Annotated in this window: 20 protein-coding genes; 14 read left to right on the top strand and 6 right to left on the bottom strand. The window is 72.8% G+C overall.

What is annotated here, in order from left to right:
- Nucleotides 1-4 precede the first annotated feature (4 nt).
- On the bottom strand, nt 5-733 hold the full coding sequence (locus tag IEW07_RS16305) for a beta-ketoacyl-ACP reductase (RefSeq protein ID WP_188539171.1): 729 nt from the start codon (nt 731-733) through the stop codon (nt 5-7).
- Between the two features lie 174 nt (nt 734-907).
- On the opposite strand from IEW07_RS16305, the gene IEW07_RS16300 reads away from it, so the two are divergent.
- Genes IEW07_RS16300 through IEW07_RS16290 form a run of 3 tightly spaced genes read left to right on the top strand, consistent with a single transcriptional unit; the run spans nt 908 to nt 2,724 of the window.
- Nucleotides 908-1,396 (top strand): DUF3099 domain-containing protein, encoded by a 489-nt coding sequence (locus tag IEW07_RS16300; RefSeq protein ID WP_188539169.1) that lies wholly within the window; start codon nt 908-910, stop codon nt 1,394-1,396.
- A 56-nt stretch (nt 1,397-1,452) separates the two neighbouring features.
- Complete coding sequence (locus tag IEW07_RS16295; RefSeq protein WP_188539167.1) at nt 1,453-1,740, top strand: hypothetical protein; 288 nt, start codon at nt 1,453-1,455, stop codon at nt 1,738-1,740.
- Entirely contained in the window at nt 1,741-2,724 is a 984-nt protein-coding gene (locus tag IEW07_RS16290) for an SURF1 family cytochrome oxidase biogenesis protein (RefSeq protein ID WP_188539165.1), read from the top strand.
- A gap of 113 nt (nt 2,725-2,837) precedes the next feature.
- On the opposite strand, the gene IEW07_RS16285 is transcribed toward IEW07_RS16290, so the two are convergent.
- Nucleotides 2,838-4,436, bottom strand: a complete 1,599-nt coding sequence (locus tag IEW07_RS16285) for an ABC-F family ATP-binding cassette domain-containing protein (protein WP_188539163.1) — start codon at nt 4,434-4,436, stop codon at nt 2,838-2,840.
- Between the two features lie 127 nt (nt 4,437-4,563).
- Complete coding sequence (locus IEW07_RS16280; RefSeq protein WP_188539161.1) at nt 4,564-5,274, bottom strand: histidine phosphatase family protein; 711 nt, start codon at nt 5,272-5,274, stop codon at nt 4,564-4,566.
- A gap of 260 nt (nt 5,275-5,534) precedes the next feature.
- Between IEW07_RS16280 and IEW07_RS16275 the strand changes: the two genes are divergently transcribed.
- The 10 genes from IEW07_RS16275 to IEW07_RS16230 all read left to right on the top strand — a co-directional run bounded on the left by IEW07_RS16275 (nt 5,535) and on the right by IEW07_RS16230 (nt 18,263).
- The gene (locus IEW07_RS16275) at nt 5,535-6,503 is read left to right on the top strand and encodes a glucosyl-3-phosphoglycerate synthase (RefSeq protein ID WP_188539159.1); all 969 of its coding nucleotides are present in this window, start codon (nt 5,535-5,537) and stop codon (nt 6,501-6,503) included.
- The gene (locus IEW07_RS21460; RefSeq protein WP_188539157.1) at nt 6,500-7,642 is read left to right on the top strand and encodes a glycosyltransferase; all 1,143 of its coding nucleotides are present in this window, start codon (nt 6,500-6,502) and stop codon (nt 7,640-7,642) included. Before IEW07_RS16275 ends, IEW07_RS21460 begins: the two co-directional genes overlap by 4 nt.
- Nucleotides 7,639-8,625, top strand: coding sequence for a Gfo/Idh/MocA family protein (locus tag IEW07_RS16265; protein ID WP_188539155.1), 987 nt, complete (start codon nt 7,639-7,641; stop codon nt 8,623-8,625). Before IEW07_RS21460 ends, IEW07_RS16265 begins: the two co-directional genes overlap by 4 nt.
- Nucleotides 8,622-9,707 carry a zinc-binding dehydrogenase gene (locus tag IEW07_RS16260; RefSeq protein WP_188539154.1) on the top strand — a complete coding sequence of 362 codons (1,086 nt, stop codon included), beginning with the start codon at nt 8,622-8,624 and terminating at the stop codon, nt 9,705-9,707. Before IEW07_RS16265 ends, IEW07_RS16260 begins: the two co-directional genes overlap by 4 nt.
- 106 nt (nt 9,708-9,813) lie before the next feature.
- Nucleotides 9,814-11,235 (top strand): AI-2E family transporter, encoded by a 1,422-nt coding sequence (locus IEW07_RS16255; protein ID WP_188539152.1) that lies wholly within the window; start codon nt 9,814-9,816, stop codon nt 11,233-11,235.
- 10 nt (nt 11,236-11,245) lie between these two features.
- Entirely contained in the window at nt 11,246-11,869 is a 624-nt protein-coding gene (locus IEW07_RS16250) for a biotin transporter BioY (protein WP_188539150.1), read from the top strand.
- Between the two features lie 3 nt (nt 11,870-11,872).
- The gene (locus IEW07_RS16245; RefSeq protein WP_188539149.1) at nt 11,873-12,610 is read left to right on the top strand and encodes an energy-coupling factor ABC transporter ATP-binding protein; all 738 of its coding nucleotides are present in this window, start codon (nt 11,873-11,875) and stop codon (nt 12,608-12,610) included.
- On the top strand, nt 12,607-13,218 hold the full coding sequence (locus IEW07_RS16240) for an energy-coupling factor transporter transmembrane component T family protein (protein WP_188539148.1): 612 nt from the start codon (nt 12,607-12,609) through the stop codon (nt 13,216-13,218). Before IEW07_RS16245 ends, IEW07_RS16240 begins: the two co-directional genes overlap by 4 nt.
- 43 nt (nt 13,219-13,261) lie before the next feature.
- On the top strand, nt 13,262-14,173 hold the full coding sequence (gene ypfJ / locus IEW07_RS16235) for a KPN_02809 family neutral zinc metallopeptidase (protein WP_188539147.1): 912 nt from the start codon (nt 13,262-13,264) through the stop codon (nt 14,171-14,173).
- 217 nt (nt 14,174-14,390) lie between these two features.
- Complete coding sequence (locus IEW07_RS16230) at nt 14,391-18,263, top strand: hypothetical protein (RefSeq protein ID WP_229741916.1); 3,873 nt, start codon at nt 14,391-14,393, stop codon at nt 18,261-18,263.
- Nucleotides 18,264-18,397: 134 nt separating this feature from the next.
- On the opposite strand, the gene IEW07_RS16225 is transcribed toward IEW07_RS16230, so the two are convergent.
- The 3 genes from IEW07_RS16225 to IEW07_RS16215 all read right to left on the bottom strand — a co-directional run bounded on the left by IEW07_RS16225 (nt 18,398) and on the right by IEW07_RS16215 (nt 20,900).
- Entirely contained in the window at nt 18,398-18,913 is a 516-nt protein-coding gene (locus tag IEW07_RS16225; RefSeq protein WP_188539146.1) for a hypothetical protein, read from the bottom strand.
- 384 nt (nt 18,914-19,297) lie between these two features.
- Nucleotides 19,298-20,020 (bottom strand): NYN domain-containing protein, encoded by a 723-nt coding sequence (locus IEW07_RS16220; protein ID WP_188539145.1) that lies wholly within the window; start codon nt 20,018-20,020, stop codon nt 19,298-19,300.
- An 88-nt stretch (nt 20,021-20,108) separates the two neighbouring features.
- On the bottom strand, nt 20,109-20,900 hold the full coding sequence (locus IEW07_RS16215; RefSeq protein WP_188539144.1) for a ZIP family metal transporter: 792 nt from the start codon (nt 20,898-20,900) through the stop codon (nt 20,109-20,111).
- Nucleotides 20,901-21,435: 535 nt separating this feature from the next.
- On the opposite strand from IEW07_RS16215, the gene IEW07_RS16210 reads away from it, so the two are divergent.
- Nucleotides 21,436-22,227, top strand: a complete 792-nt coding sequence (locus IEW07_RS16210) for a calcium-binding protein (RefSeq protein WP_229741915.1) — start codon at nt 21,436-21,438, stop codon at nt 22,225-22,227.
- Nucleotides 22,228-22,310 lie beyond the last annotated feature (83 nt).

Raw genomic sequence — 22,310 nt, 5'->3', positions numbered from 1 at the left:
GGGCTCAGTGGCCCATGCCCAGGCCGCCGTCCACGGGGATGACGGCGCCGGAGATGTACTTGGCCTCGTCGGACGCGATCCAGCGCACGACGGCGGCGACCTCCTCGGGCTCGGCGAAGCGGCCGGCCGGGATGGAGGCGAGGTAGTTCTTCTGGGTGTCCTCGGGCAGGGCGGCGGTCATCTCCGTGTTGATGAACCCGGGGGCGACGACGTTGGCGGTCACGTTGCGCCCGCCCAGCTCGCGGGTGATCGAGCGGGCCATGCCGACCAGCCCGGCCTTGGACGCGGCGTAGTTGACCTGCCCGGGCGAGCCGTAGAGGCCGACCACGGAGGAGATGAGCACCACGCGACCGCGCTTGAGCCGCATGAAGCCCTTGGCGGCGCGCTGCACCACGCGGAAGGCGCCGGTGAGGTTGGTGTCGACGACGTCCTGGAAGTCCTGCTCCTTCATCCGCAGCAGCAGCGTGTCGCGGGTGATCCCGGCGTTGGCCACGACGACCTCGACGGGCCCGAACTCGGCCTCGACGGCCTTGTACGCGGCGTCGACCGACGCGGAGTCGGTGACGTCGGCCTGGACGCCGAAGAAGCCCTCGGGGGCGTCGCCGGAGCGGTAGGTGACGGCCACGTTGTCCCCGGCGTCCTTGAAGGCCTGCGCGATGGCCCGTCCGATGCCGCGGTTGCCGCCGGTCACGAGGACGGTGCGGGGGGCGGGGCTCTGCTGCTCGTCTGCCATGGGTCTGGGGCCTTTCGGTCGGGTTCGTCGGGCGCGCCGAGGGCGGCCGCGAGGCCGACCGGGCGGAGATCCCCCCAATCGTACCGGGACGCGCGCGGAACCCGGCGGCAGCCCGCGGGCACCGTGCCCGATGTCGGAGGTCGGTGCGACAATAGAACGTCTGTTGGGAGGGCCATGAGCAACCGATATGTGACGACCGGCGAGGCCGCCGGCCAGGACGAGATCCACTCCATCACGACCACCGCCGAGCCGCACACCCAGGACATGGGCCACCGGATGAAGGTCTACGCCACCCAGATGGGCCTGCGCGTGGTGTGCCTGCTGGTGTTCGTGGCGGTGGACAACTTCTGGGTGCGCGCCGTGGCGCTCGTGGGCGTCGCCGTGCTGCCCTGGGTGGCGGTGATGCTGGCCAACAGCGGGGCGGACCGCTCCGCCCGCACCAGCCACTACTACGAGCCCAAGGCCGCCCCGGCGCTGGCCGCGCCGCCCGAGCCCGCCCCCGACGCCGAGCCGCTCCCCGCCGACCTCGTCCTGGAGGGCGAGTTCGTGACCGGCCACGGCGACGACGACGCCCGGAGCTCTCCCGACCCCGCTCCCAGCGGGGACCATGCTTCCTCCGCTACTGTCGAGGACGACCCCTTCCGGAGCCGCGGCGCGGCCTGAGCCCGCCGCCGCCCGTCCCGGGAGCCCGACCGCACACCCTGAGGAGCACGACCGCCGTGGAGTTCGACCTGCTCGGATCGCTGTCACCGCGAGGATCCGGAGCTCCCCCGGCGGGGCCGGACACCCCGCAGTGCTCCCGGAAGGGCTGCCGCCAGGACGCCGCCTGGCAGATCCGCTGGAACAACCCCCGGATCCATGCCCCGGAGCGCCGCAAGACCTGGCTGGCCTGCCCGGAGCACCGCGAGGACCTGGAGGAGTTCCTCCGCGCCCGCGGCTTCTGGAAGGACACCGTCCCGCTGGACGGCGCCGCCCCCGCGGACACCGCCCGGGACGGTGAGGGCTGAGTGGGCGCCTACCGCTTCCTGCTCACCGGCAAGTGGATCGGCTGGTTCCTGGTGGCGTGCGCGGCCGCCGCGGTCTCGGTCCAGCTGGCCGGCTGGCAGATGGACCGCAACGACCACCTGAGCGGCGAGAACACCAAGATCGAGCAGAACTACGGCGCCGAGCCCCTGTCCGGCGCCGAGGCCGTCGGCCAGTTCGCCGCCCACGACGCCTCCCTCACCTGGCACCCCGTGCAGCTCACGGGCGAGTACCTCCCCGACGACCAGGTCCTGGTCCGCAACCGGCCGCAGGACGGGCGCGTGGGCTACGACGTCCTGGTGCCGTTCCGCACCGACGCCGGGCAGGTCGTGGTCCTGGACCGCGGCTGGATCCCCACCGGCGACGCCGCCAACGGCATGCCCGGCCAGGTGCCGGCCCCGCCCGGGGGCACCGTGACCGTCTCCGCGCGCCTGCAGCCCGGGGAGCCCCCGGTGGACCGCGGGGCGCCCGAGGGCCAGATCGCCTCGATCGACCTCCAGGAGCTCCAGGAGCGGTGGGGCTACCCGGTGGGCACCAGCGCCTTCGGCGAGGTCTTCGGCGAGGAGCCGGCACCCGCGAACGCGCCGGCCCCTGCTCCCGTCCCGGAGATCGACTCCGGCCCGCACCTGTCCTACTCCCTGCAGTGGTACGCGTTCGCGGCCCTGTTCTTCGTGGCCTTCGGCTACGCGGCCCGCCAGCAGGCGCGCAACGACGAGTGGGACCGGCAGTACGCCGAGGAGATGGAGCGGCACCTGTCCCAGTACTACGACGCGGACGGCAACTACATCGGCGAGGGCGACGAGGAGCTCGTCATCCGGCAGATGGAGATGGCCGACGACATGCCCCCGCACCTGAAGTCCCTCATGCGCCCGAAGCCGCAGCGCCGGCGCACCCGTCCCACCTGGGAGGACGAGGAGGACGCCGTGCTCGACGCCCTCGAGCAGCAGGGCACCGGCGCCCGCGACTGAGCCCGGGCTGCCGCGGCGGTGACGGAGCGCCGGGCTGATCGTGCCGGAGACGGCCGCGGGACAGGGGCAGGCCCGGCCCCCGCGGCGCGGGTGCCGGGCCAGGGACCCGCGGATCAGGCCAGGGAGATGAGGTCCTGGTACTCCTGGTTCCACAGGTCCTCGGTGCCGTCCGGCAGGATCACCACGCGCTCGGGATCCAGCGCCTCGACGGCGCCCTCGTCGTGGGAGACGAGCACGACCGCGCCCTCGTAGGTGCGCAGGGCGTTGAGGATCTCGCGGCGGGAGGCGGGGTCCAGGTTGTTGGTGGGCTCGTCGAGCAGGAGCACGTTGGCCGAGGACGCCACCAGGGTCGCCAGCGCCAGGCGGGTCTTCTCGCCGCCGGAGAGGACGCCGGCGGGCTTGGAGACGTCGTCGCCCTGGAAGAGGAACGAGCCGAGGATGTTGCGCACCTCGGTGTCCGCCAGGTCCGGGGCGGCGGTGCGCATGTTCTCCAGCACCGTGCGGTCGTGGTCCAGGGTGTCGTGCTCCTGGGCGAAGTAGCCGAGCTTGAGCCCGTGGCCGGGCACGACCTCGCCGGTGTCCGGGGTGGCCTCCCCGGCGAGCATGCGCAGGAGGGTGGTCTTCCCGGCGCCGTTGAAGCCGAGGATGACCACCCGGGAGCCCTTGTCGATGGCCAGGTCCACGTCGTTGAAGATCTCCAGCGAGCCGTAGGACTTGGACAGGCCCCGGGCCGTGAGGGGGGTCTTGCCGCAGTCCGCGGGCTTCGGGAAGCGGATGGCCGCGACCTTGTCCTGCTGCCGCTCGCCCTCGAGGCCCTGCATGAGCCGCTCGGCGCGCTTGATCATCTGCTGGGCTGCGACGGCCTTGCTGGCCTTGGCGCGCATCTTGTTGGCCTGGTCCATCAGCGCGGTGGCCTTCTTCTCCGCGTTGGCGTACTCGCGCTTGCGGCGGTGGGCGTCCTGCTCGCGCTGCTTGAGGTAGTTCTTCCAGCCCATGTTGTAGAGGTCGATGACGCACCGGTTGGCGTCCAGGTACAGGACCTTGTTGACGACCATCTCCATGAGCTCCACGTCGTGGGAGATCACCAGCAGCCCGCCCTGGAAGTTCTTCAGGAACTCCCGCAGCCACGAGACGGAGTCCACGTCCAGGTGGTTGGTGGGCTCGTCGAGGAGCATGATGTCCGCGTCCGCGAACAGGATCCGGGCGAGCTCCACGCGGCGGCGCTGGCCGCCGGAGAGGGTGCGCAGCGGCTGGTTGAGGATGCGCTCGGGCAGGTCCAGGTTCGCCGTGATGGTGGCCGCCTCGGACTCGGCGGCGTAGCCGCCCCCGGCGAGGAACTCGGACTCGAGGCGGTCGTACCGGCGCATGGCCTTGTTGCGCACGGCGTCGTCCTCCGAGGCCATCTCGTGCTCCGCCTGGCGCAGCCGGGAGACGACGCCGGCGAGGTTGCGGGCCGAGAGGATCCGGTCCCGGGCCAGCTGCTCCATGTCGTCGACCTTGGGGTCCTGGGGGAGGTAGCCGATGCTGCCGGTGCGCGTCACGGCGCCCCCGGCCGGGAGGGTCTCGCCCGCGAGCACCTTGGTCATGGTGGTCTTGCCCGCGCCGTTGCGGCCGACGAGGCCGATCTTGTCCCCCTTGTCCACCCGGAAGTTGACCTCGTCCATCAGCAGCCGGGCGCCGGCACGCAGTTCGAGGTTCTGGACAGTGATCACGGAGGAGACCTTTCGGCAGGGAGTGCGGGAGTCGGGGGGCCCGAGTGGGCAACCCTCCCATTCTACCGGAGTCTCTCCCGCCCTCGATGTGATGTTGGACAGCTCCCCGCCGGCGCCCCCGCCGCCCTCAGCGCCCCCGCACCGCGGAGCCGTCGGCCCCGCGGTGCGGGGGCATGTCGTCGGCGAGCGCCGAGGAGGCGTCCGGCAGGGTCTTGGCGTTGTAGTCGGCGATCTGCCAGCCGCGCTGGGGGTGCTCCTCGAGCACCGTCCACGCGCAGTTGGCCATGCCGGCGAACATGTCCCGCATGCGGGGCGGCGCGTCGAAGAACGCCAGGACGCCGCTGCGCATGGCCGCCCCGTGGCCCACGAGCACGCCGGTGCGGCCCTCGTCGAGGGAGTCCGCGGCGTCCCGCAGCACGGCCGCCATGCGCTCGTCGACCTCCGAGGGCAGCTCGGCGCCGGGGACGCGGTAGTTCTCCTCGGTGAGGAACCTCTCGTAGACGTCCGGGTGGCTCCGGCGGAACTCGGCGAACGTGGTGCCCTGGCGGATGCCGACGTGGTACTCGCGCAGGCGCTCGTCCAGCACCACGTCGAGGTGCGTCAGGACCGCCAGCTCCCGGGCGGTGTCGCGGGCCCGCTCCAGGTCGCTGGACCAGATGAAGGCCGGTTCGAAGGAGGCCAGCGCAGGAGCGGCCTGCCGGGCCTGGCGGCGGCCGACGTGGTCGAGCGGGATGTCGGCCTGGCCCTGGGCCCGGTCCTGGACGTTCCACGCGGTCCGCCCGTGGCGCCACAGCACCAGTCGCCGGCCGGTCCGCGCGGTCCTGGTCTGCTGGTCCATCGTCGCCTCTCGTCGCCTCTCCCGGCCCTCCGTCACGGCCCGGGTCCGCTGCCGGTCCCATCCTGGCCGACGCGGACCGGGCGTGCCAGCACCGGCGCCCCGCGCCGCGGCCGGGACGTCACGCCCGGGGGACCCCTTCCCCGCCGGAGGACCCGCCGGTAGTCTGCGACTCGGATCCACCAGCCGTGCCCCTACGAGTGCCCGTCACGCCGGACCGGACGTGTCCCGTCGAGTGTCCACCACATCGGAAGAGAGCACCCATGCGCCAGGACGTCCAGGAGTGGTTCAGCACTCGCAGCTACCACGGCCGCCAGTGGCACGCGGAGCAGCTGCTCGACCGCAAGCAGGGCCGCACGGTCAGCGTCGTCCTGCCGGCCCGCGACGAGGCCGAGACCGTGGGCGAGATCGTCGGCGCCCTGCGGGCGCAGCTCGTGGAGGCCGTGCCGCTGATCGACGAGCTGGTCGTCATCGACTCGGACTCCACCGACGCGACGGCCGAGGTCGCCGCCGCGGCCGGGGCCCGCGTCTTCCGCCAGGACGAGATCCTGCCCGCCCAGGGCAACGTCCCGGGCAAGGGCGAGGCCCTGTGGAAGTCCCTGGCCGTCACGAACGGCGACATCCTGGCGTTCATCGACTCCGACCTCAAGGAGTTCGACACCAACTTCGCCGTGGGGCTGCTGGGCCCGCTCCTGACGGAGCCGGGCGTCCAGTTCGTCAAGAGCTGCTACGACCGCCCGCTCAACGACGGGACCACGATCCTGCCCGCCGGCGGGGGCCGCGTCACCGAGCTGGTCGCCCGCCCGCTCCTGAACCTGTTCTGGCCGCAGCTCTCCGGCCTCGTCCAGCCCCTGGCCGGGGAGTACGCCGGGCGGCGGTCCCTGCTGGAGCGGATCCCGTTCGTGTCCGGCTACGGCGTGGAGATCGGGATGCTGATCGACGTGCTGGAGGCCGTCGGGCTGGACGCCATGGCCCAGGTGGACCTGGGCGCCCGCTCGCACCGCAACTCCTCCGACGCCTCCCTGGCCCGGATGGCCGCCCAGATCCAGCTCACCGTGCAGTCGCGGCTGCGCTGCGACTCCCCGGCCGGCGGGCACGCCGCGGAGCTGACGCAGTTCCTGCGCGAGGGCGACCGGTTCCTGGCCGACACCCACGAGATCGTGGTCCGCGAGCGCCCGCCCATGGTCCACGTCCCCGAGTACGGCGCCGTGCCCGCCGGCCGGGTCGCATGAGCGGGGGCCTGCGGGTCCTCGTGAACGCGGGCCCCTGGCTGCCCGTCCCCCCCGAGGGCTACGGCGGGATCGAGACGGTCGTGGCGACCCTCGTGCCGGAGCTGCGCCGGGCGGGGGCGCACGTCACCCTCGCCACGGTGGGCCCGTCCACCCTGGAGGCCGACGACCACCTGCGGATCCTGGACGAGCCGGCGTTCCGCTCCATCGCCATGCCGTACAACCGGGTCTCGGGCCTCGCGCACGCCCACATGCAGGGCGTCGTGGCCGCGCTGCGCGACCAGGACCGGTGGGACGTGGTGCACGACCACCTCGAGGTGGTGGGCCCGTCCGTGCTGGGGGCCATGGGCACCGCCGCGCCCCCCACCCTGCAGACCCTGCACTGGGACCTGCGCAAGCACCCGGAGTTCTACTCCCGCTTCGACGGGCGCGGGCGGGTGCGCTTCGCCGCGGTCTCCGCCTCCCAGCTGGAGCGGGCGCCCCGGAACCTCCAGGAGCAGACGCTGGGCGTGGTCCCGCTCGCGGCGCCCCCCGCCGTGTCGGTGGACGTCGAGCCGGGCGAGCACGCCCTCGTCCTGGCCCGGATCACCGCCGACAAGGGGCAGGACCTCGCCGCCCGCGTCTGCCGGCGGGCGGGGATCCCGCTCGTGCTGGCCGGGCCGGTCGCGGGGATCGGCGACCCCGCGGAGCTCGAGCGGCGGCTGGCCGACGGCGACGAGGCGCTGCGCGCCCACCCGGACGTGCAGTACTGGCTGGACGAGGTCCGCCCCCTCGTGGACGGCACCTCGGTGCGGTGGGTCGGCGGCGTGGCGGGCGAGGCGAAGGAGCGGCTGCTGCGCTCGGCCCGGGCGCTGCTCACCCCGAACCGCTGGGCCGAGCCGGGGGCCACCGGCGTCGTGGAGGCCCTGTCCCGGGGCGTGCCCGTCGTCGGCACCCCGCTGGGCGTGCTGCCCTCCCTGGTGGAGCACGGCCGCACCGGCTTCATGGCCGCCGACGAGGACGAGCTCGTCCGCCGGCTGGCCGAGCTCGACCGGATCGACCCGCGGGCGTGCCGGGAGGCCGCCGAGCAGTGGACCCCGGCCGGGATGGCCCGCCAGTACCTGGACCTGTACGCACGACTCCTGGAGGCGAACCCGTCATGACGCTCCGCATCGCCCTCGTCGGCGCCGGCTCGGTCGGCCGCCGCCACGTCGACGTCCTGCACCGCCTCGGCGGGGCCCGCGTCGTCAGCGTCACGGACACGCACGGGCCCGCCGCGGCCGGCCTGGCCGCCGAGCTCGACGCCCCCTCCTTCACGGACCCCTACGACGCCCTGGACGCGGTCGAGGTGGACGCCGTCTACGTCTGCGTGCCCCCGTTCGCCCACGGCCCCGGCGAGCGCGCCGCCCTGAGCCGGGGCAAGGCGCTGTTCGTGGAGAAGCCGGTGGGCCTGGGCCTGGACGTCGCCGAGCAGATCGGGGCCATGGTCGAGTCCACCGGCGCCGTCACCGGCACCGGCTACCACTGGCGCTGCCTGGACACCGCCGCGCGCGCCAAGGAGCTGCTCGCGGAGGCCCCGCCGCTGCTGGCCAGCGGCTACTGGCTCGACAAGCGCCCGCCCGTGCCCTGGTGGGGGTGGTCGGACCGCTCCGGGGGCCAGGTGGTCGAGCAGCTGACCCACGTGCTCGACACGGCGCGGTTCCTGCTGGGCGAGGCCGTCGAGGTCTACGCCGCGGGCATGCGCACGGCCCCCGACGGCCCCGGCGGGGAGGCGCACGGGATCGGGGACATCGACGACGCGACCGCCGCCACCGTCCGCTTCGCCTCCGGCGCCGTGGCCACCCTCGCGGCGACGTCGGCGCTCGCGGCCAAGCACCGGGCGGCCCTGCACACGGTGAGCCGGGGGCTGTACCTGGAGCTGTCCGAGGACGGGCTCACGCAGTACCGGGCGGCCGAGCGCACCGACCACGCCCCGGCCGAGGACCCGCGGCTCGCGGTGGACCGGGAGTTCCTCGAGGCGGTGCGCGGGGAGCGCGAGAGCACCCGCGCGCCCTACGGCGAGGCCCTGCGCACGCACCGTCTCGCGTGCGCGGTCGCCGAGTCCGCCCGGACCGGGGCGCCCGTGCGCCTGGAGCCCGGCCCGTGACGCCGCGCCGCAACCTCGTGGTCCCGGCCCGGGGACGGATCGAGATCGTCGACGAGGAGCTCCCGGACGTCCCCGAGGGCGGGCTGCTCCTGGAGACGCTGGCGACCGGGCTCTCGGCGGGCACCGAGCTGGCGTTCGTCAAGGGCGACCACCCGGGCCTGCACTCGCGGCTGGACCCCGAGCTCGGCCTCTTCCACCCGGGCCTGGCCGAGCAGGGCTACCCGGTGCGCCGGCTGGGCTACATGGAGGTCGCCCGGGTCGCCGAGTCGCGGACCCCCGCCTTCGGGGCCGGGGACGTCCTGGCCACCGCCTACGGGCACGCCACCGCGCACGTGGCCGATCCGCTGACCGAGCACCTCGTGCCGCTGCCGGAGGACCTCGACCCGCTGCTCGGCGTCTTCGTGGCCCACTTCGGCCCCATCTGCGCCAACGGTCTGCTGCACGCCGCCGCGGACGCCGGGCCGGTCCGCTCGCTCGGCGACGGCGTGGCGGGGCGGCTCGTGCTGGTCACCGGGGCCGGGCCGGTCGGGCTCGTCACCGCCCTGTTCGCCCGTGCCCTGGGCGCCCGGGAGGTCGCCGTGGCCGACGCCGACCCCCGCCGGCGGGCGCTGGCCGAGCGGCTCGGGTTCTTCCCGCTGGACCTCTCCGACGACCCCGGCCGCACCCTCAAGACCCGCTGGCGGCACGGGCCGGGCGACCACGGCGCGGACGTCGTCTTCCAGTGCCGGGGCAAGCCCGAGGCGCTGCACGCGGCCCTGCGCGCCGTGCGCCCGCAGGGCTCCGTGATCGACCTCGCCTTCTACACCGAGGGCGCGGACGCCGTGCGGCTCGGCGAGGAGTTCCACCACAACGGGCTCAGCCTGCGGTGCGCGCAGATCGGGCGCGTGCCGCGCGGGCTGGCCCACGAGTGGGACCGGCACCGGCTGTCGGCCGAGACCGTGCGGCTGCTCGCCGGCCACGCGGCCGAGGTCCGGGAGCACCTGATCTCCGACGTCCTGCCGTACGAGCAGGCCCCGGTCCTGATGGGCGACGTGGCGGCGCGGCGACGCCACGTGCTCACGGCCGTGTTCGTCGTGGGCTGACCGCCCCGCCCCCGTGCCCTCGCGCGCACGGACGAGGTTGGACACCCATCCGACAGCCGCCTTAGAGTTTGGACGTCCGCCGTCGTCCTCCCCGAGGAGCCTCCGCATGGCCACCCCTCCCAGCACCCCTCCCCCAGCCGGGTCCGCACGCGGCTCCAGCCGCGCCGACGCCGCGCTCGCCGCCCGGCTGGAGTCCGAGAAGGACCAGGCGCCGCCGTCGCCCGTCGAGAGCGTGGCCGACATCGGCGACGCAGCCCAGTCCCTGGCCCCGGCCATCGGCCCGTGGTCCGACTCGCTGGGCCGGGCAGGCTCCCGAGCCGCCCAGACCCTGCTGATCGCGGCCCTGGTCGCGGGCCTCGTGTGGATCCTGCTCCGGGTCAAGGTGGTCGTCATCGCCATCCTGGTGGCGCTGATCCTCGCCTCGGCCGTGGCCCCGCTGGTGAAGTGGCTGGAGCGCAGGGGCTGGTCCAACCTGCTGGCCACCCTGGTCGCGTTCCTCGGCATCCTCGCACTGGTGGGCGGCACCCTCACCGCCATCGTCTTCTCCATCCGCAGCCAGTGGGACACCCTCGCCACCCAGGCCACGGAGGGCTGGGCCGAGCTGCAGCGCTTCATCACCTCCGGGCCCCTGCCCATCGACACCGCCGCGATCGACAGCGCGCTGCGCCAGGCCGGGGACTTCCTGTCCAGCGGCAGCTTCGCCGGCAGCGCCCTGAGCGGGCTGGGCGCCGCGGCCAACTTCGTCACCGGTGCGGTGCTGATGATCGTGGTCCTGTTCTTCTTCCTCAAGGACGGGGAGAAGATGTGGAACTTCACCCTGCGCTGGACCCGCGGGGAGACCCGGGCGAAGCTCGCCGAGTCCGTCGACCGGGGCGCCCAGGTGCTCGGGGGCTACGTGCGCGGGACCGCCTCGATCGCCCTGGCCGACGCGGTGCTGATCGGGGCGGCGCTGCTGATCCTGGGCGTGCCCCTGGCCGTCCCGCTTGCGGTGATCGCCTTCATCACCGCCTTCGTCCCGGTGGTCGGCGCCACCGTGGCCGGGATCATCGCCGCGCTGGTGGCGCTGGTGACCAACGGCCCGGTGGTCGCGCTGATCGTGATCGCCTGGATCATCATCGTCAACCAGATCGAGGGCAACATCCTCCAGCCCATCATCATGGGCCGCACCCTGAGCCTGCACGCCCTGCTGATCCTGCTGGCCCTGACCGTGGGCACCCTGGTCGGGGGGATCTTCGGGGCGATCCTGGCCGTGCCCTTCACCGCCGTGGCCTGGGCGGTGGCCCAGGTCTGGGCCACCGGCTACCAGACCGGCCACGACCCAGTGCTGGGCGAGGACCCCCTCAACCCGGAGGACAGGGTCGCGGCCAAGGCCACCATGGCCGAGCGGTGGAAGTACCAGATGATGCGCCTTCAGCCGCGACGCGGCGGGCAGCTGGGCGCCACCGAGCAGCAGGTCGTGGCCTCCGGCCGGGGCACCGACGCCGAGGAGGACGTCACCGAGTCCGGCGACCCGTCCGCGAAGCCCTAGGCTTGACGCCATGACCAACGTCGAACGCCGTCGCGCCATCACCGCTGAGGACCTCGCCAACATCGCCGTGTTCGCGGCCCTGACCGCCGCCCTGTCGGTGCTGCCCGGCATCCCCCTGGGCGGGGCCGGGGTGCCGCTGACCCTGCAGACCCTCGCCGTGTTCCTCACGGGCCTGGTCCTGGGCGGCACGCGCGGCTTCCTGGCCGTCGCCCTCTACGTGCTGGTCGGCCTCGTGGGCGTCCCGGTGTTCGCCGGGTTCCGGGGCGGCCTCGGCGTGCTGGCCGGCCCCTCGGCCGGGTACATCCTGGCCTTCCCCTTCGCCGCGGCCGCGGCCGGCTACGTCGCCCAGTGGCTGATCCCGGCCCGCCGCGCCAACGACGGCGGCGCCACCAACGCCCGCTACGAGCGCACCGGCACCTACACCGTGCGGCTGGTGGCCGGAGCCCTGGCCGGGTTCGTGGTGATCCGGGTCGGCGGCATCCTGGGCCTGGTGGCCAACGCCCGCCTGCCCCTCCAGGACGCGTTCCTGGCGGACCTCGCCTTCTGGCCCGGGGACCTGGTCAAGTGCGTGCTCGCCGCGGTCATCGCCGTGGGCGTGCACAAGGCGTTCCCCCGGATCGCGGGCACGCGCTGACCCGTGCCGTCCTCCCCCGGGGCTGCGGCCCTCGTGTGCTCCGGCGTCACCGTCACGGCGCCCTCCGGCTCGGGCGAGCTCACCCTCCTGCGTGACCTGGACGTGTCCGTGAGCGAGCGGCGCGCCGTCGTCGTCGGGCTCAACGGGTCCGGGAAGTCCACGTTCCTGCGCCTGTTCAACGGGCTCGTCCGCCCGTCCGCGGGCACCGTGACCGTGCACGGGACGGACGTGGCCCGCGACGTGCGCGCGGCCCGCCGGCGCGTGGGCTTCGTCTTCACCGACCCCCTCTCCCAGCTCGTCATGCCGACGCCCGTGGAGGATGTCGAGCTCTCCCTGCGCGGGGCGGGCGTCCCCCGGGGACGACGGCGGGGCGCGGCGCTCGAGGTGCTCGAGCGCGTGGGGATCGCCCACCGCGCCGAGCACAGCATCTACGACCTCTCCGGCGGGGAGCGCCAGCTCGCCGCGTTCGCCGCGGTGCTCGCCGTGGAGCCGGACGTGCTGGTGCTCGACGAGCCCACCACCCTGCTGGACCTGCGCAACCGGGGACGGCTGATGGAGCTGCTCGAGGGGCTGCCGCAGCAGCTGCTGATCTCCACCCACGACCTCGGCCTGGCCGCCACCGCGCCGCGCGTGCTGGTGCTGCACGGCGGCGAGCTCGTGGCCGACGGCCCGCCCAGGCAGGTCGTGACCGCCTACCAGGGGTGGTGCGAGCACGGCTTCCCGCAGGAGGTCCGCCCGTGAGCCGCGGGCCCGATCTCTTCGGCAGCTACGTCCCGGGCACGAGCTTCCTGCACCGCGCCCCGCTGTGGGCGAAGGCCCTCGGCATCCTGGCCGTGACGGTCGCGGTGGCCGCGGCCCCGTCGTGGCCGGTCCCCGCCGCCCTGAGCGCGCTGCTGCTGGTCTCCGGCTCCGCGGCCGGGGTCGGCGCCCGTGAGTGGTGGCGCGGTCTCGCACCGGCCCTGCCCGTGCTGGTGCTGCTGGCCCTCTACCACGTGCTGACCGCCGGCGCGGCCCAGGCCGCCGACGTGGTGCTGACCATCGTCGTCTTCCTCGTCCTCACCCGCGTCCTGATGCACACCACACCCCTGCCCGAGCTGCTCGACGGCGTGGTGTGGCTGTGCTCGCCGGTGCGGCTGATCGGCGCGGACCCGGAGCGGATCGGCCTGGCCGTCTCGCTGATGCTGCGCTCGATCCCCTTCATCGTGGGCGCGGTGGGCGAGCTGCGGGACGCCGTGCGGGCCCGCGGCCTGCGGCCCAACCCCGTCGTGCTGGTCACCCCGGCGGTGATCGCGACGGTCGCCTACGCCCAGCGCACCGGCGAGGCCCTGGCGGCGCGCGGTTTCGACTGAGCGCCCTCCCCCGCCGGATCGTCAGACGGCTTACACTTCTGGCATGAGTTTCGACAACAGTTCCCAGCTCGACGCCTCACGCGTGGGCGGCGGCGGCCGCGGCGGGCGCGGCATCGCCGTGGGCGGCGGCCTCGGCGGCGCTCTGCTCCTCCTCGTCGTCGGCCTGCTCTTCGGCCAGGACGGCATCGACGCCATCACCGGCGGGGGCGGCGGCGAGGACACCGGGTCGCAGACCGCCGTGGAGCAGGAGCGCGCGGAACGCTGCCAGACCGGCGAGGACGCCAACCAGTACACGGACTGCCGGATGATCGCGACCGCGCAGAGCCTGGACCAGTTCTGGGAGGAGTACCTGCCGCGGACCACCGGCGAGGAGTACGTGATGCCGGGGGTGGAGCTGTTCGAGGGCCAGGTCGGCACCGGGTGCGGCGCCGCGTCGTCGGCCGTGGGCCCGTTCTACTGCCCCGCCGACCAGACCGCCTACCTCGACGTCGCGTTCTTCGACGAGCTGCAGACCCAGTTCGGCGCCGAGGGCGGTCCCCTGGCCGAGGAGTACGTGCTCGCCCACGAGTTCGGCCACCACATCCAGAACCAGATCGGCACGCTCGGCTACGCCCAGCAGGACCCGCAGGGGCCCGAGTCCGGCGCCGTGCGCGTGGAGCTGCAGGCCGACTGCCTCGCGGGGCTGTGGGCCAACGGCGCCGCCGGGGACACCTCCGGGGCCGTGGACCTGGGCGACATCTCGCAGGAGGAGCTGGACCAGGCGCTCAACGCCGCCGAGGTCATCGGCGACGACCGCATCCAGGAGACCACCCAGGGGCGGGTCAGCCCCGAGGCCTTCACCCACGGCACCTCAGCCCAGCGGCAGGCCTGGTTCTACGCCGGCTACCGGACCGGTGACATCAACCAGTGCGACACGTTCAGCGTCCGCGACCTGGACAGCCCGCCGGCGCTCTGACCGCCGAGTCCCCCACCGCTCCGCCGAGTCCCCTTGGTGGCATCAACTCCCCATGAGCTGACCTGGGGGAATGCCGCGGGGAAGGGGAATCGGCGGCCAGGGGCCGGTCCCGGCGTGGAGCAGCCGGTTGGTTCTGCCCGTTCGGGCAGTCCGTCCTGCCCACAAGTGTGACTCGAGGCGAGCGGTCCGCCGTCGACCCCTGCGCCACCCTCGAACCATGACCGTCGAACGTCGGACGGCCGACACAGCGAGGACCGATGTCGGCGACGCCCTCGCCGCCGGAAGGCGACGGGCCGACGGCGACCGGGCGCACGCCGCCGTGGGACCGCAGGCCGTCCTGGCACTGCAGCGCCAGGCCGGCAACTCCGCGGTCGGCGCTCTCCTGACCGCCCGGGCGCGGTTTCCCGGAGAGCAGGCCGTCGCCGACATCGACGCGGCACTGAGGGAGGTCCGCCGCGACGAACCCGCCGTCGACACGGTGGAGAAGGGTCTCAGAGCGGCGCAGTCGGTGGGCGTGCCCGTGGAGCTGGAGGGCCCCAAGCCCCCGGCGTCGGCGCTGGCGGTCACCGTGACGGGGTTCGGACCGGCAGCGGTGGCTCCCAAGAAACCGGTGCCGCCGCCCAAACCCGTTCCGCCGGTGAGCCCGCTCGGCAAGGCCGCCGCCGTCGTACCCAAGCCCCCCGGCCCGGGGAAGGGCGGCAAGGCCCCGGCGCCGGCCCCGGCAGGAGGCCCCGCCCCGCCGAGGACGGCCCCCGCTCCCCTGCCCGCCGACAGGCTGCTCCAGCCGCCCGTGCCGCCGACACCCCTCCGGCCGGAGGAGGACCCGGCCTTTGCCCAGGTCACCCGCAACGTCAAGGTCGTCGCCTCCAGCAAGAAGGCCCACCCGCCCGCCGCGGCCAAGGCCAAGGAGGCCCAGGACGCCGCGGTGGCCCCCGCCGACGACACCGCCGCCCAGGCCAAGGCGGCGAAGGTCGACACGATGGACGCCCAGCCCCCGGGCACCTTCGACAAGAAGGCGTTCATCGCCGCGGTGAAGGCCGCCATCGAGGCGAAGTCCCCGAAGACGCTCAAGGAGGCCGACGAGTACAAGGAGTCGGGCAGGGCCGGCGAGGTCAAGGGAGAGGTCAAGGGGCTCGTCACCCAGGGCAAGGAGGGACAGACCAAGGACATCGCCACGGCGACGGCGGCAGCGCCCGACCCGTCGAAGGCCGTCCCCAAGCCGGTCACCCCCTTGGCCCCGGAGCAGCCCGGCGGCCTGCCGGCCGTGCCCGCGGCGGGCGCCGCCCCCAAACCGGCCCCGCCCGAGCAGACCAACCTGGCCGCCGGCAAGCACCAGGCAAACAAGGAGATGGCCGACGCCGACGTCACCGAGCCGCAGCTGGCCCAGTCCAACGAGCCGGAGTTCCACCAGGCCCTGGCCGACAAACAGGCCGCCGCCGCGCACGCCGACACCGCCCCCGCGGAGTTCCGGCAGCAGGAGCAACAGGTCCTCCAGCAGAACCGGGCCGAGACCGCCGCGCAGACCTCGTCCGGCCTCGCCGGCATGCAGGGCGCCAAGGGCGCTGCGCTGGCCAAGCTGGTCGCCGACAAGGGCAAGGCCAAGTCCAAGGACGAGGCGCGCAGGGCGGAGGTCACGGCGAGGATCCAGGCCATCTTCGCCGTCACCGAGGCCGAGGTGAAGAAGACCCTCGACGGCATCGATCCGAAGGTGGAGGCCGCCTTCGAACAGGGCGAGGCCCGGGCGCGCCGGACGTTCGAGGACTACGTCGAGGCCAAGATGTCGGCGTACAAGAAGGACCGCTACAGCGGCTGGCTCGGCGGGTACCGCTGGCTGCGGGACAAGATCCGCGGGATGCCGCCGAAGGTCAACGAGTTCTACACGGCCGGCCGCGAGCTCTATCTCAAGGAGATGGACGTCGTCATCTCGAACGTCGCCACCATCGTGGGCGACGACCTGACCCGGGCCAAGCAGCGCATCGCCCAGGGCAGGACCGAGATCGCCGCCTACGCCAAGAGCCTGCCCGCCGACCTGCAGAAGGTCGGTGCGGAAGCCACGCAGGAGATCGGCGACCGGTTCGAGCAGCTCGAGAGCGAGGTCGACGCCAAGCAGGAGTCGGTCGTCGACACCCTGGCGACCAAGTACGTGGAGGCGCGGAAGGGCCTCGACGAGCGGATCGAGGAGTTGCAGGCGGCGAACCGGGGCCTGGTGGACAAGGCCATCGGCGCGATCAAGGCGGTCATCAACACCATCCGCGAGCTCGCCGCGATGCTGCGCAACGTGCTCTCCCGGGCCGCCGGCGTGGTCGGGGACATCGTCAGGGATCCCGTCGGCTTCCTCGGCCACCTGATCGACGGGGTCAAGGGCGGCATCCTCAAGTTCAAGAACAACATCCTCGACCACCTGCGCAAGGGCCTGATGAGCTGGCTCTTCGGCGCCCTCGCCGAGGGCGGGATCGAGCTGCCCGACACCTTCGACCTCAAGGGAGTCGTCAAGCTCCTCGCCTCGCTGTTCGGGCTCACCTGGGCCAACATCCGCAACCGCATCGTCAAGCAGATCGGCGAGAAGGCGATGACCGCCGCCGAGAAGGGCGTGGAGATTTTCCAGCTCCTCGCCACCCAGGGCGTCGCCGGGCTGTGGCAGATGCTCGTGGACAAGCTGGGCGACATCAAGGAGATGATCCTGGAGCAGGTGAAGGACTTCGTCGTCACGAAGGTCATCACCGCGGGCATCACGTGGCTGATCGGCTTGCTCAACCCCGCCGCCGCGTTCATCAAGGCCTGCAAGCTGATCTACGACGTCGTGATGTTCTTCGTGAACAACGCCGAGCGGATCGCGAAGTTCGTGGACACGATCATCGACTCGGTCGCGGACATCGTGCGCGGCAACGTCGGCGCGGTCGTGAACAAGATCGAGGACGTCCTCGGCCAGATGGTGCCCCTCCTTATCGGCTTCCTCGCCAGCGTGATCGGCCTCGGCGGCATCGGCCAGAAGATCCGCTCGATCGTCGAGACGCTGCAGAGGCCGGTGAAGAAGGCGCTCGACGTCGTGATCAAGACCGGTCTGAAGCTGGCGGGACCGATCATCCGTGGCCTGAAGGGCATCGGCAGCAAGGTGAAGGCGAAGGTCGCCGCCGGCAAGGCGTGGGTGAAGGGGAAGGTCACAGGCAAGGCTCGACCAGATGCCGACCACGCGGGTGTTCCCCCCACAGCGAGTTCACGACCATTCGACCTCCGCGGCAATCCGCACACGGCGTCACTGCGTCCCGATGGAACGGTCGTCATCCAGTCCTCTCCCCGCACACCCAAAGATCTGGTGGCCGAAGTCCAGCGGCTGACCAAGAACATGAAGCAGTTCGATGCGATCAGACCCGTCCTGGCGGCGCGCATGGAGGCAGTGCTGGCGGCCGAGCGGGCCGTGCTCGCGGCCCCACCGGACGGTAAGAACGCAGCGCTCAAAATGTTGACCGATGCAGTCGTCCTGATGCTCTCCACCACGGGCCGACAAACCATCGAGGAGGGGGGAGCCAGACGGGACGTCGACACGAGGATTCCAGGACTGACGGGCAGGTCCGGTCCCAGGAGTGTCTCGGCCTCGCATTACGAGGTTCACGTCGGCTCGCTGACGTTGACCGGGACCGCCACCGCCCTCTCCGGAGAGTTCCAGGAGAAAGCCGTCCCAGGACAAGTCGGGCCGTCACGCATGGTCGAGCACCAGGTCGGCATGCCCATCAGCTTCCTCACCCTCCGGGCATCGGACCAAGAGGTTCTGTCCGGGCCAGGAGCACTTGAGGAGAAGAAGTTCGGTCAGGTCCCAGACCATTGGCGGGGGCACGATTCCGAGCTGAAGCTCTTGGAGGAGATCGCATTTCGTCTGCGTCCGCATCTGGCGATGCCGAAGAACGATTTCACCCCTTCAGCGGTGAAGTCCCCCGAGGTGACCGGCCGCGTGTGGGTGCACAGCGACTTCGTCATCTGCCCTTCCTGTCTCAATGCCATCTGGAATTTCACCAACCGATTCCCGAACATCAAACTCGTTGTCACCAGCTCGTCCCGATTGACCCCGGCCGGAGCCCGTCGTTCAACGAACTGAGCCTCCCAGGGCGTGAAGAACTGGAGCCACCGCCTCGCCGACCGGACGGCCGTGACACAGAGGGCCTCGGGATCGTCGAGCGAGGGACCGCCACGTCATCGCGACCACCGGCGCCGGCCCCCGTCTGCGGGGGCTCAGGCGCGGGGACCGTCCTCGGGCTCCCCTGGTCGGGGACGCTCCCACGGCCCCCGGGCGTGGTCTGGTCCGAGATCCCCGTCGGGTCCCGGGCGCCCTTCGTCGCGAACGTCGCCCTCCCGACCGACGACGCCCTCGTGGCGCGCACGAGAGGCACGGTCGTGGCCGGCGCCGTCCCCGTCCGGGTCGAGCGTCGCGGCCTCCTCCCGGTGGGAGTCCGCTTCCTGGCGCACCCGGTCGGCCTCCTCGGCACGTCTCCGGGCGTCGCGCTCGAGGCGGTCGGCCTCGATGCGGGCCTTCTCGGCCTCGGCCCGGGCCGCGTCGGCGTCCGCCTTGCGCTCGCGGGCCGCGAGGTCCTCCTCCTCGCTGCGGGCGCGGAGGTCGGCCGCCTGCTGCCGGTTCTCGCGCTGCACCTCGGCGTGGCGCTCCTTCTTCTTCCGGGTCCCGGCCAGCACGGCGATGATGATGATCGCCAGCACGACGACGGCCAGCACGATCCAGATCCAGGTGTCCATCGGACGGTCCTCCTCGGTCCACCCTGCGTCGCCCCGGAGGGAGCCCCTGCGAGTTCGTTCCAGCCAGGGTGCTGATGGGTGCAGTTCAGCACCCGGCGAGGTGTCCTGTCCATCACCTCCGACGCGGGGCGCACCCGGTGCCCGGTCACGTCCCCGGGCGCCGGGGAGCCGGTCCGGCGGGGGACCCGTCGTCGCCCCATGTCAGACGGGCGATGAGAGGACGGGGCGGCCCCCGGTCGACCGCGGCGCTCAGCGCCGCCCACCGGGGTGCCGCACCGTTCTGAGGATTTCCGCACGGAATGTTTCAGGACCACGCCCGGACCGGCCTCGGCTGCGCCGTCACGGGCAACCCGGTCGGACCCGCCGTCCGCACAGCGGCACGGCTCACGTCCGACGGATGTCCCGGACGAGCACGCGCTGGTTCTGCCGCTGGACGTCGAACAGGCCCGTCGCCTCGACCAGCTCGCTCAGCTTGCCGTAGCCGTGGTTGCGCGGGTCGAAGGACGCCTGGTTGCCGATCTGGTTCCCGACGGCGCCGAGATTCGCCCATCCGTCCTCACCACTGGCCGCGTCCACCGCGCCGCGGAGCATGCGCACCAGCCGCGTGTCGCCGCGCAGGTTCTGCGCCTCCGCGGGCTTCATCGCCGTGCCCGGGACCTCCTCGGCGGACTCGCCGAGTCGTTCGACATAGGTGAACTGCGAGCAGGCGTTGACGAAGGGGGCGGGCGTCTTCTGCTCCCCGAACCCGTAGACCTTCAGGCCGTCCGTGAGGATCCGCATGATCAGGGGCGTGAAGTCGGCGTCGCTCGAGACCAGCGCGAACGCGTCGACGGATCCGGCGTAGAGCAGGTCCATCGCGTCGATCACCATGGCCATGTCCGAGGCGTTCTTGCCGGAGGTGTACGCGAACTGCTGCACGGGGCGGATCGCGTAGGTGTGCAGCGTGGCCTCCCACTGCTGGAGGTGGGAGCTCTTCCAGTTGCCGTAGGCGCGGCGCACGTTGGCGGCGCCGTGCCGGGCGACCTCGGCGAGGATCACGTCGATCTTCGACGCCGGCGCGTTGTCCGCGTCGATCAGCAGCGCGATGTTCTTCTCGTCGTTCTTCACATGCTGAATCTCTCACGAGTGCGCCCGGCGACGCCCGCGGAGTGCGCCCCGACACGCCGCCCCGCGGAGCACGGCGCCTCCGGCCACCTCAGGCCAGGGACAGCGCGAACGACAGGGCGAAGCCCGCCGCGGTGCTCAGCGCCACCGCCGGTCCGCCGTGCTCGAAGGCCTCCGGCATGAGGGTGTCCGCCAGCGACGCGATCACGGCGCCGGCGGCGAAGGCCAGCGGCAGGGAGATCGTCTCCGCCTCCGCGGTGGCCAGCGGACCGGCGCCGATGACGACGGCGATCACCAGCAGGACCGCGCAGACCGCCCACAGCCCGACCGCCTTGCCCTTCGCCATTCCCTGTTCGCGCATCGACGCCGCTCCCACCAGGGACTCAGGGAGGTTGGAGACGAAGATCGCCGCCAGGAGGGCGAGCCCGCCGGTGCCCTCCGTGAGGGAGACGCCCAGGGCCACGTTCTCCGGGACGCCGTCCAGCGTGACGGCGGCCAGTAGCGCCAGCCCCGCCGCACCCTGAGCGGACGCGGCCGTGGGCGCCTTCTCCTGCGCCGCCGCGTCGGTGTCCAGCTTGGCGCTGCCCTGCTGCTTCTCCGCGTCCTTCGAGCGGGGGCCGGGCTGGGCCCAGCGGTCGAGCAAGGCGCTGAGCACTGTGAAGACCACGGCGCCGGCGAACAGCCCGATCACGGCGAGCCAGAGCCCGCCCTTCTCGTAGGCGTCCTCGAAGAGTTCGAAGGCCAGCGCGGTGATGAGGGCGCCGGCCGCGAAGGAGAGCAGGATGGCCAGGACCCGCTTCGGCAGCTCGAACCGCACCCCCACCAGCGCGCCGATGAGCAGGGCGCTGGAGGCGACGGCGCCGAAGATCAGGGACTCGACCATGGCGTCAGTGTAGGGGCCGCCGCCCGTCGCCGGACCTTCCGGCGGCAACATGAAGCTCCCGCGCACCGAACCGAGAGGACGTGGCCGCTCTCCGGGCCGCAGACGGTGTCACACAGCGCCACCGTCGCGGCCCCCGCCCGCACCGCGGCGGTGGTCCGCCTTTTCCCCACCCGTGACAAAAGCATTACTGCCGGGAGAATGATCTCGATCTAACCTGGAACCCTCCAATGACATGCCTATTCGCGTGCACAAAGGCGGAGGACCCATAGATTTCTTTTCGGAAATATTCGCACCCGCTGTTCCGCCGTTCCGCAGCAGCGGCGCCGGGTGCGCCGCACCCACCGCGGAAGGAACGCCCTCCCACGTCAGACCGGATGCTCACCTCCGTTCCACCCAGGACGATTCTTCTCGCAGGCGACGGTGCGGACGGAAATCCGCGGAGTGCGGCACGGAATCCCAGGAGGTGGTTCGAGAACACCATGTCAATCGCGTTGTCACCTGAATTGCGATATCGAAGAACCACGGAGTGATCACCATGAAGCGCATGAATGGATCCTGCTCGTCCGCCACGCCCGACGACGTCGGGGCGCGGCCGGGTGCCGGAGGCCGTCGAGTCGTGGGCGCGCTGGCAGCAGGGCTGCTGGCAGGAACCTCCCTCCTCGCCACCGCCGCCCCGGCCCAGGCCGCGACCGCGGTCTCGGTCGCCGACGGCATCCTGCGGATCGACGCGTCCGCCGGGGAGGACAACGACATCACGGTCTCCCGCATCACCCTCCGGGGCGGCGCCACCCGCTATCAGGTCCAGGACTCGGGTGACACCCTGAACGCCGGCCGGGGCTGTACCAGGGTGAATCCGAACACCGTCCGGTGCACCACGGCCGACGTCGACGAGGTCCGCGTGCGGACCGGCAACGGCGACGACGAGGTGCGCCTGAACGTGGCGCTGCGCTCCACCGTGGACGCCGGCGCGGGCAACGACTGGGTGAGCGGCGGCACCGGCCGGGACGTCGTCGACGCCGGCGCCGGCAACGACACGGTCTACGGAGGCCTCGGCAACGACCGGCTCGACGGCGGAGCGGGCAACGACACCCTCGACGGCGGGCAGGGCAACGACCGGCTCGACGGCGGGCCCGGCAACGACCGGCTGCGCGGCGGGGCGGACAACGACCGGATCGACGGCGGAGCCGGCAACGACCGCCTGGAGGGCAACGCCGGCAACGACGACCTGGACGGCAGGGACGGCGTGCGCCGCAACGACCGGCTCGACGGCGGACCCGGCAACGACACCTGCCGGGCCGACGCCAACGACACCCGGATCAGCTGCTGACGACCGTGGCGTCCGGGCCCCGAGGACGACATCCGAGGGGCCTGGTCGCCCCCTGAACGACGACGGCGGCCCGTCCACCTCCG

Source organism: Kocuria dechangensis (genome assembly GCF_014636775.1).
Taxonomy (GTDB): domain Bacteria; phylum Actinomycetota; class Actinomycetes; order Actinomycetales; family Micrococcaceae; genus Kocuria; species Kocuria dechangensis.
The sequence above is the reverse complement of the archived record's forward strand: the minus strand, read 5'-3'. Positions and strand labels throughout refer to the sequence as shown.

Coding starts and splice junctions, on each gene's coding strand:
- IEW07_RS16250 (WP_188539150.1), top strand. CDS start 11,246: ATGACCAACGTCGAACGCCGTCGCGCCATCACCGCTGAGGACCTCGCC.
- IEW07_RS16215 (WP_188539144.1), bottom strand. CDS start 20,900: ATGGTCGAGTCCCTGATCTTCGGCGCCGTCGCCTCCAGCGCCCTGCTC.
- ypfJ (WP_188539147.1), top strand. CDS start 13,262: ATGAGTTTCGACAACAGTTCCCAGCTCGACGCCTCACGCGTGGGCGGC.
- IEW07_RS16255 (WP_188539152.1), top strand. CDS start 9,814: ATGGCCACCCCTCCCAGCACCCCTCCCCCAGCCGGGTCCGCACGCGGC.
- IEW07_RS16275 (WP_188539159.1), top strand. CDS start 5,535: ATGCGCCAGGACGTCCAGGAGTGGTTCAGCACTCGCAGCTACCACGGC.
- IEW07_RS21460 (WP_188539157.1), top strand. CDS start 6,500: ATGAGCGGGGGCCTGCGGGTCCTCGTGAACGCGGGCCCCTGGCTGCCC.
- IEW07_RS16265 (WP_188539155.1), top strand. CDS start 7,639: ATGACGCTCCGCATCGCCCTCGTCGGCGCCGGCTCGGTCGGCCGCCGC.
- IEW07_RS16210 (WP_229741915.1), top strand. CDS start 21,436: ATGAAGCGCATGAATGGATCCTGCTCGTCCGCCACGCCCGACGACGTC.
- IEW07_RS16300 (WP_188539169.1), top strand. CDS start 908: ATGAGCAACCGATATGTGACGACCGGCGAGGCCGCCGGCCAGGACGAG.
- IEW07_RS16225 (WP_188539146.1), bottom strand. CDS start 18,913: ATGGACACCTGGATCTGGATCGTGCTGGCCGTCGTCGTGCTGGCGATC.
- IEW07_RS16230 (WP_229741916.1), top strand. CDS start 14,391: ATGACCGTCGAACGTCGGACGGCCGACACAGCGAGGACCGATGTCGGC.
- IEW07_RS16305 (WP_188539171.1), bottom strand. CDS start 733: ATGGCAGACGAGCAGCAGAGCCCCGCCCCCCGCACCGTCCTCGTGACC.
- IEW07_RS16280 (WP_188539161.1), bottom strand. CDS start 5,274: ATGGACCAGCAGACCAGGACCGCGCGGACCGGCCGGCGACTGGTGCTG.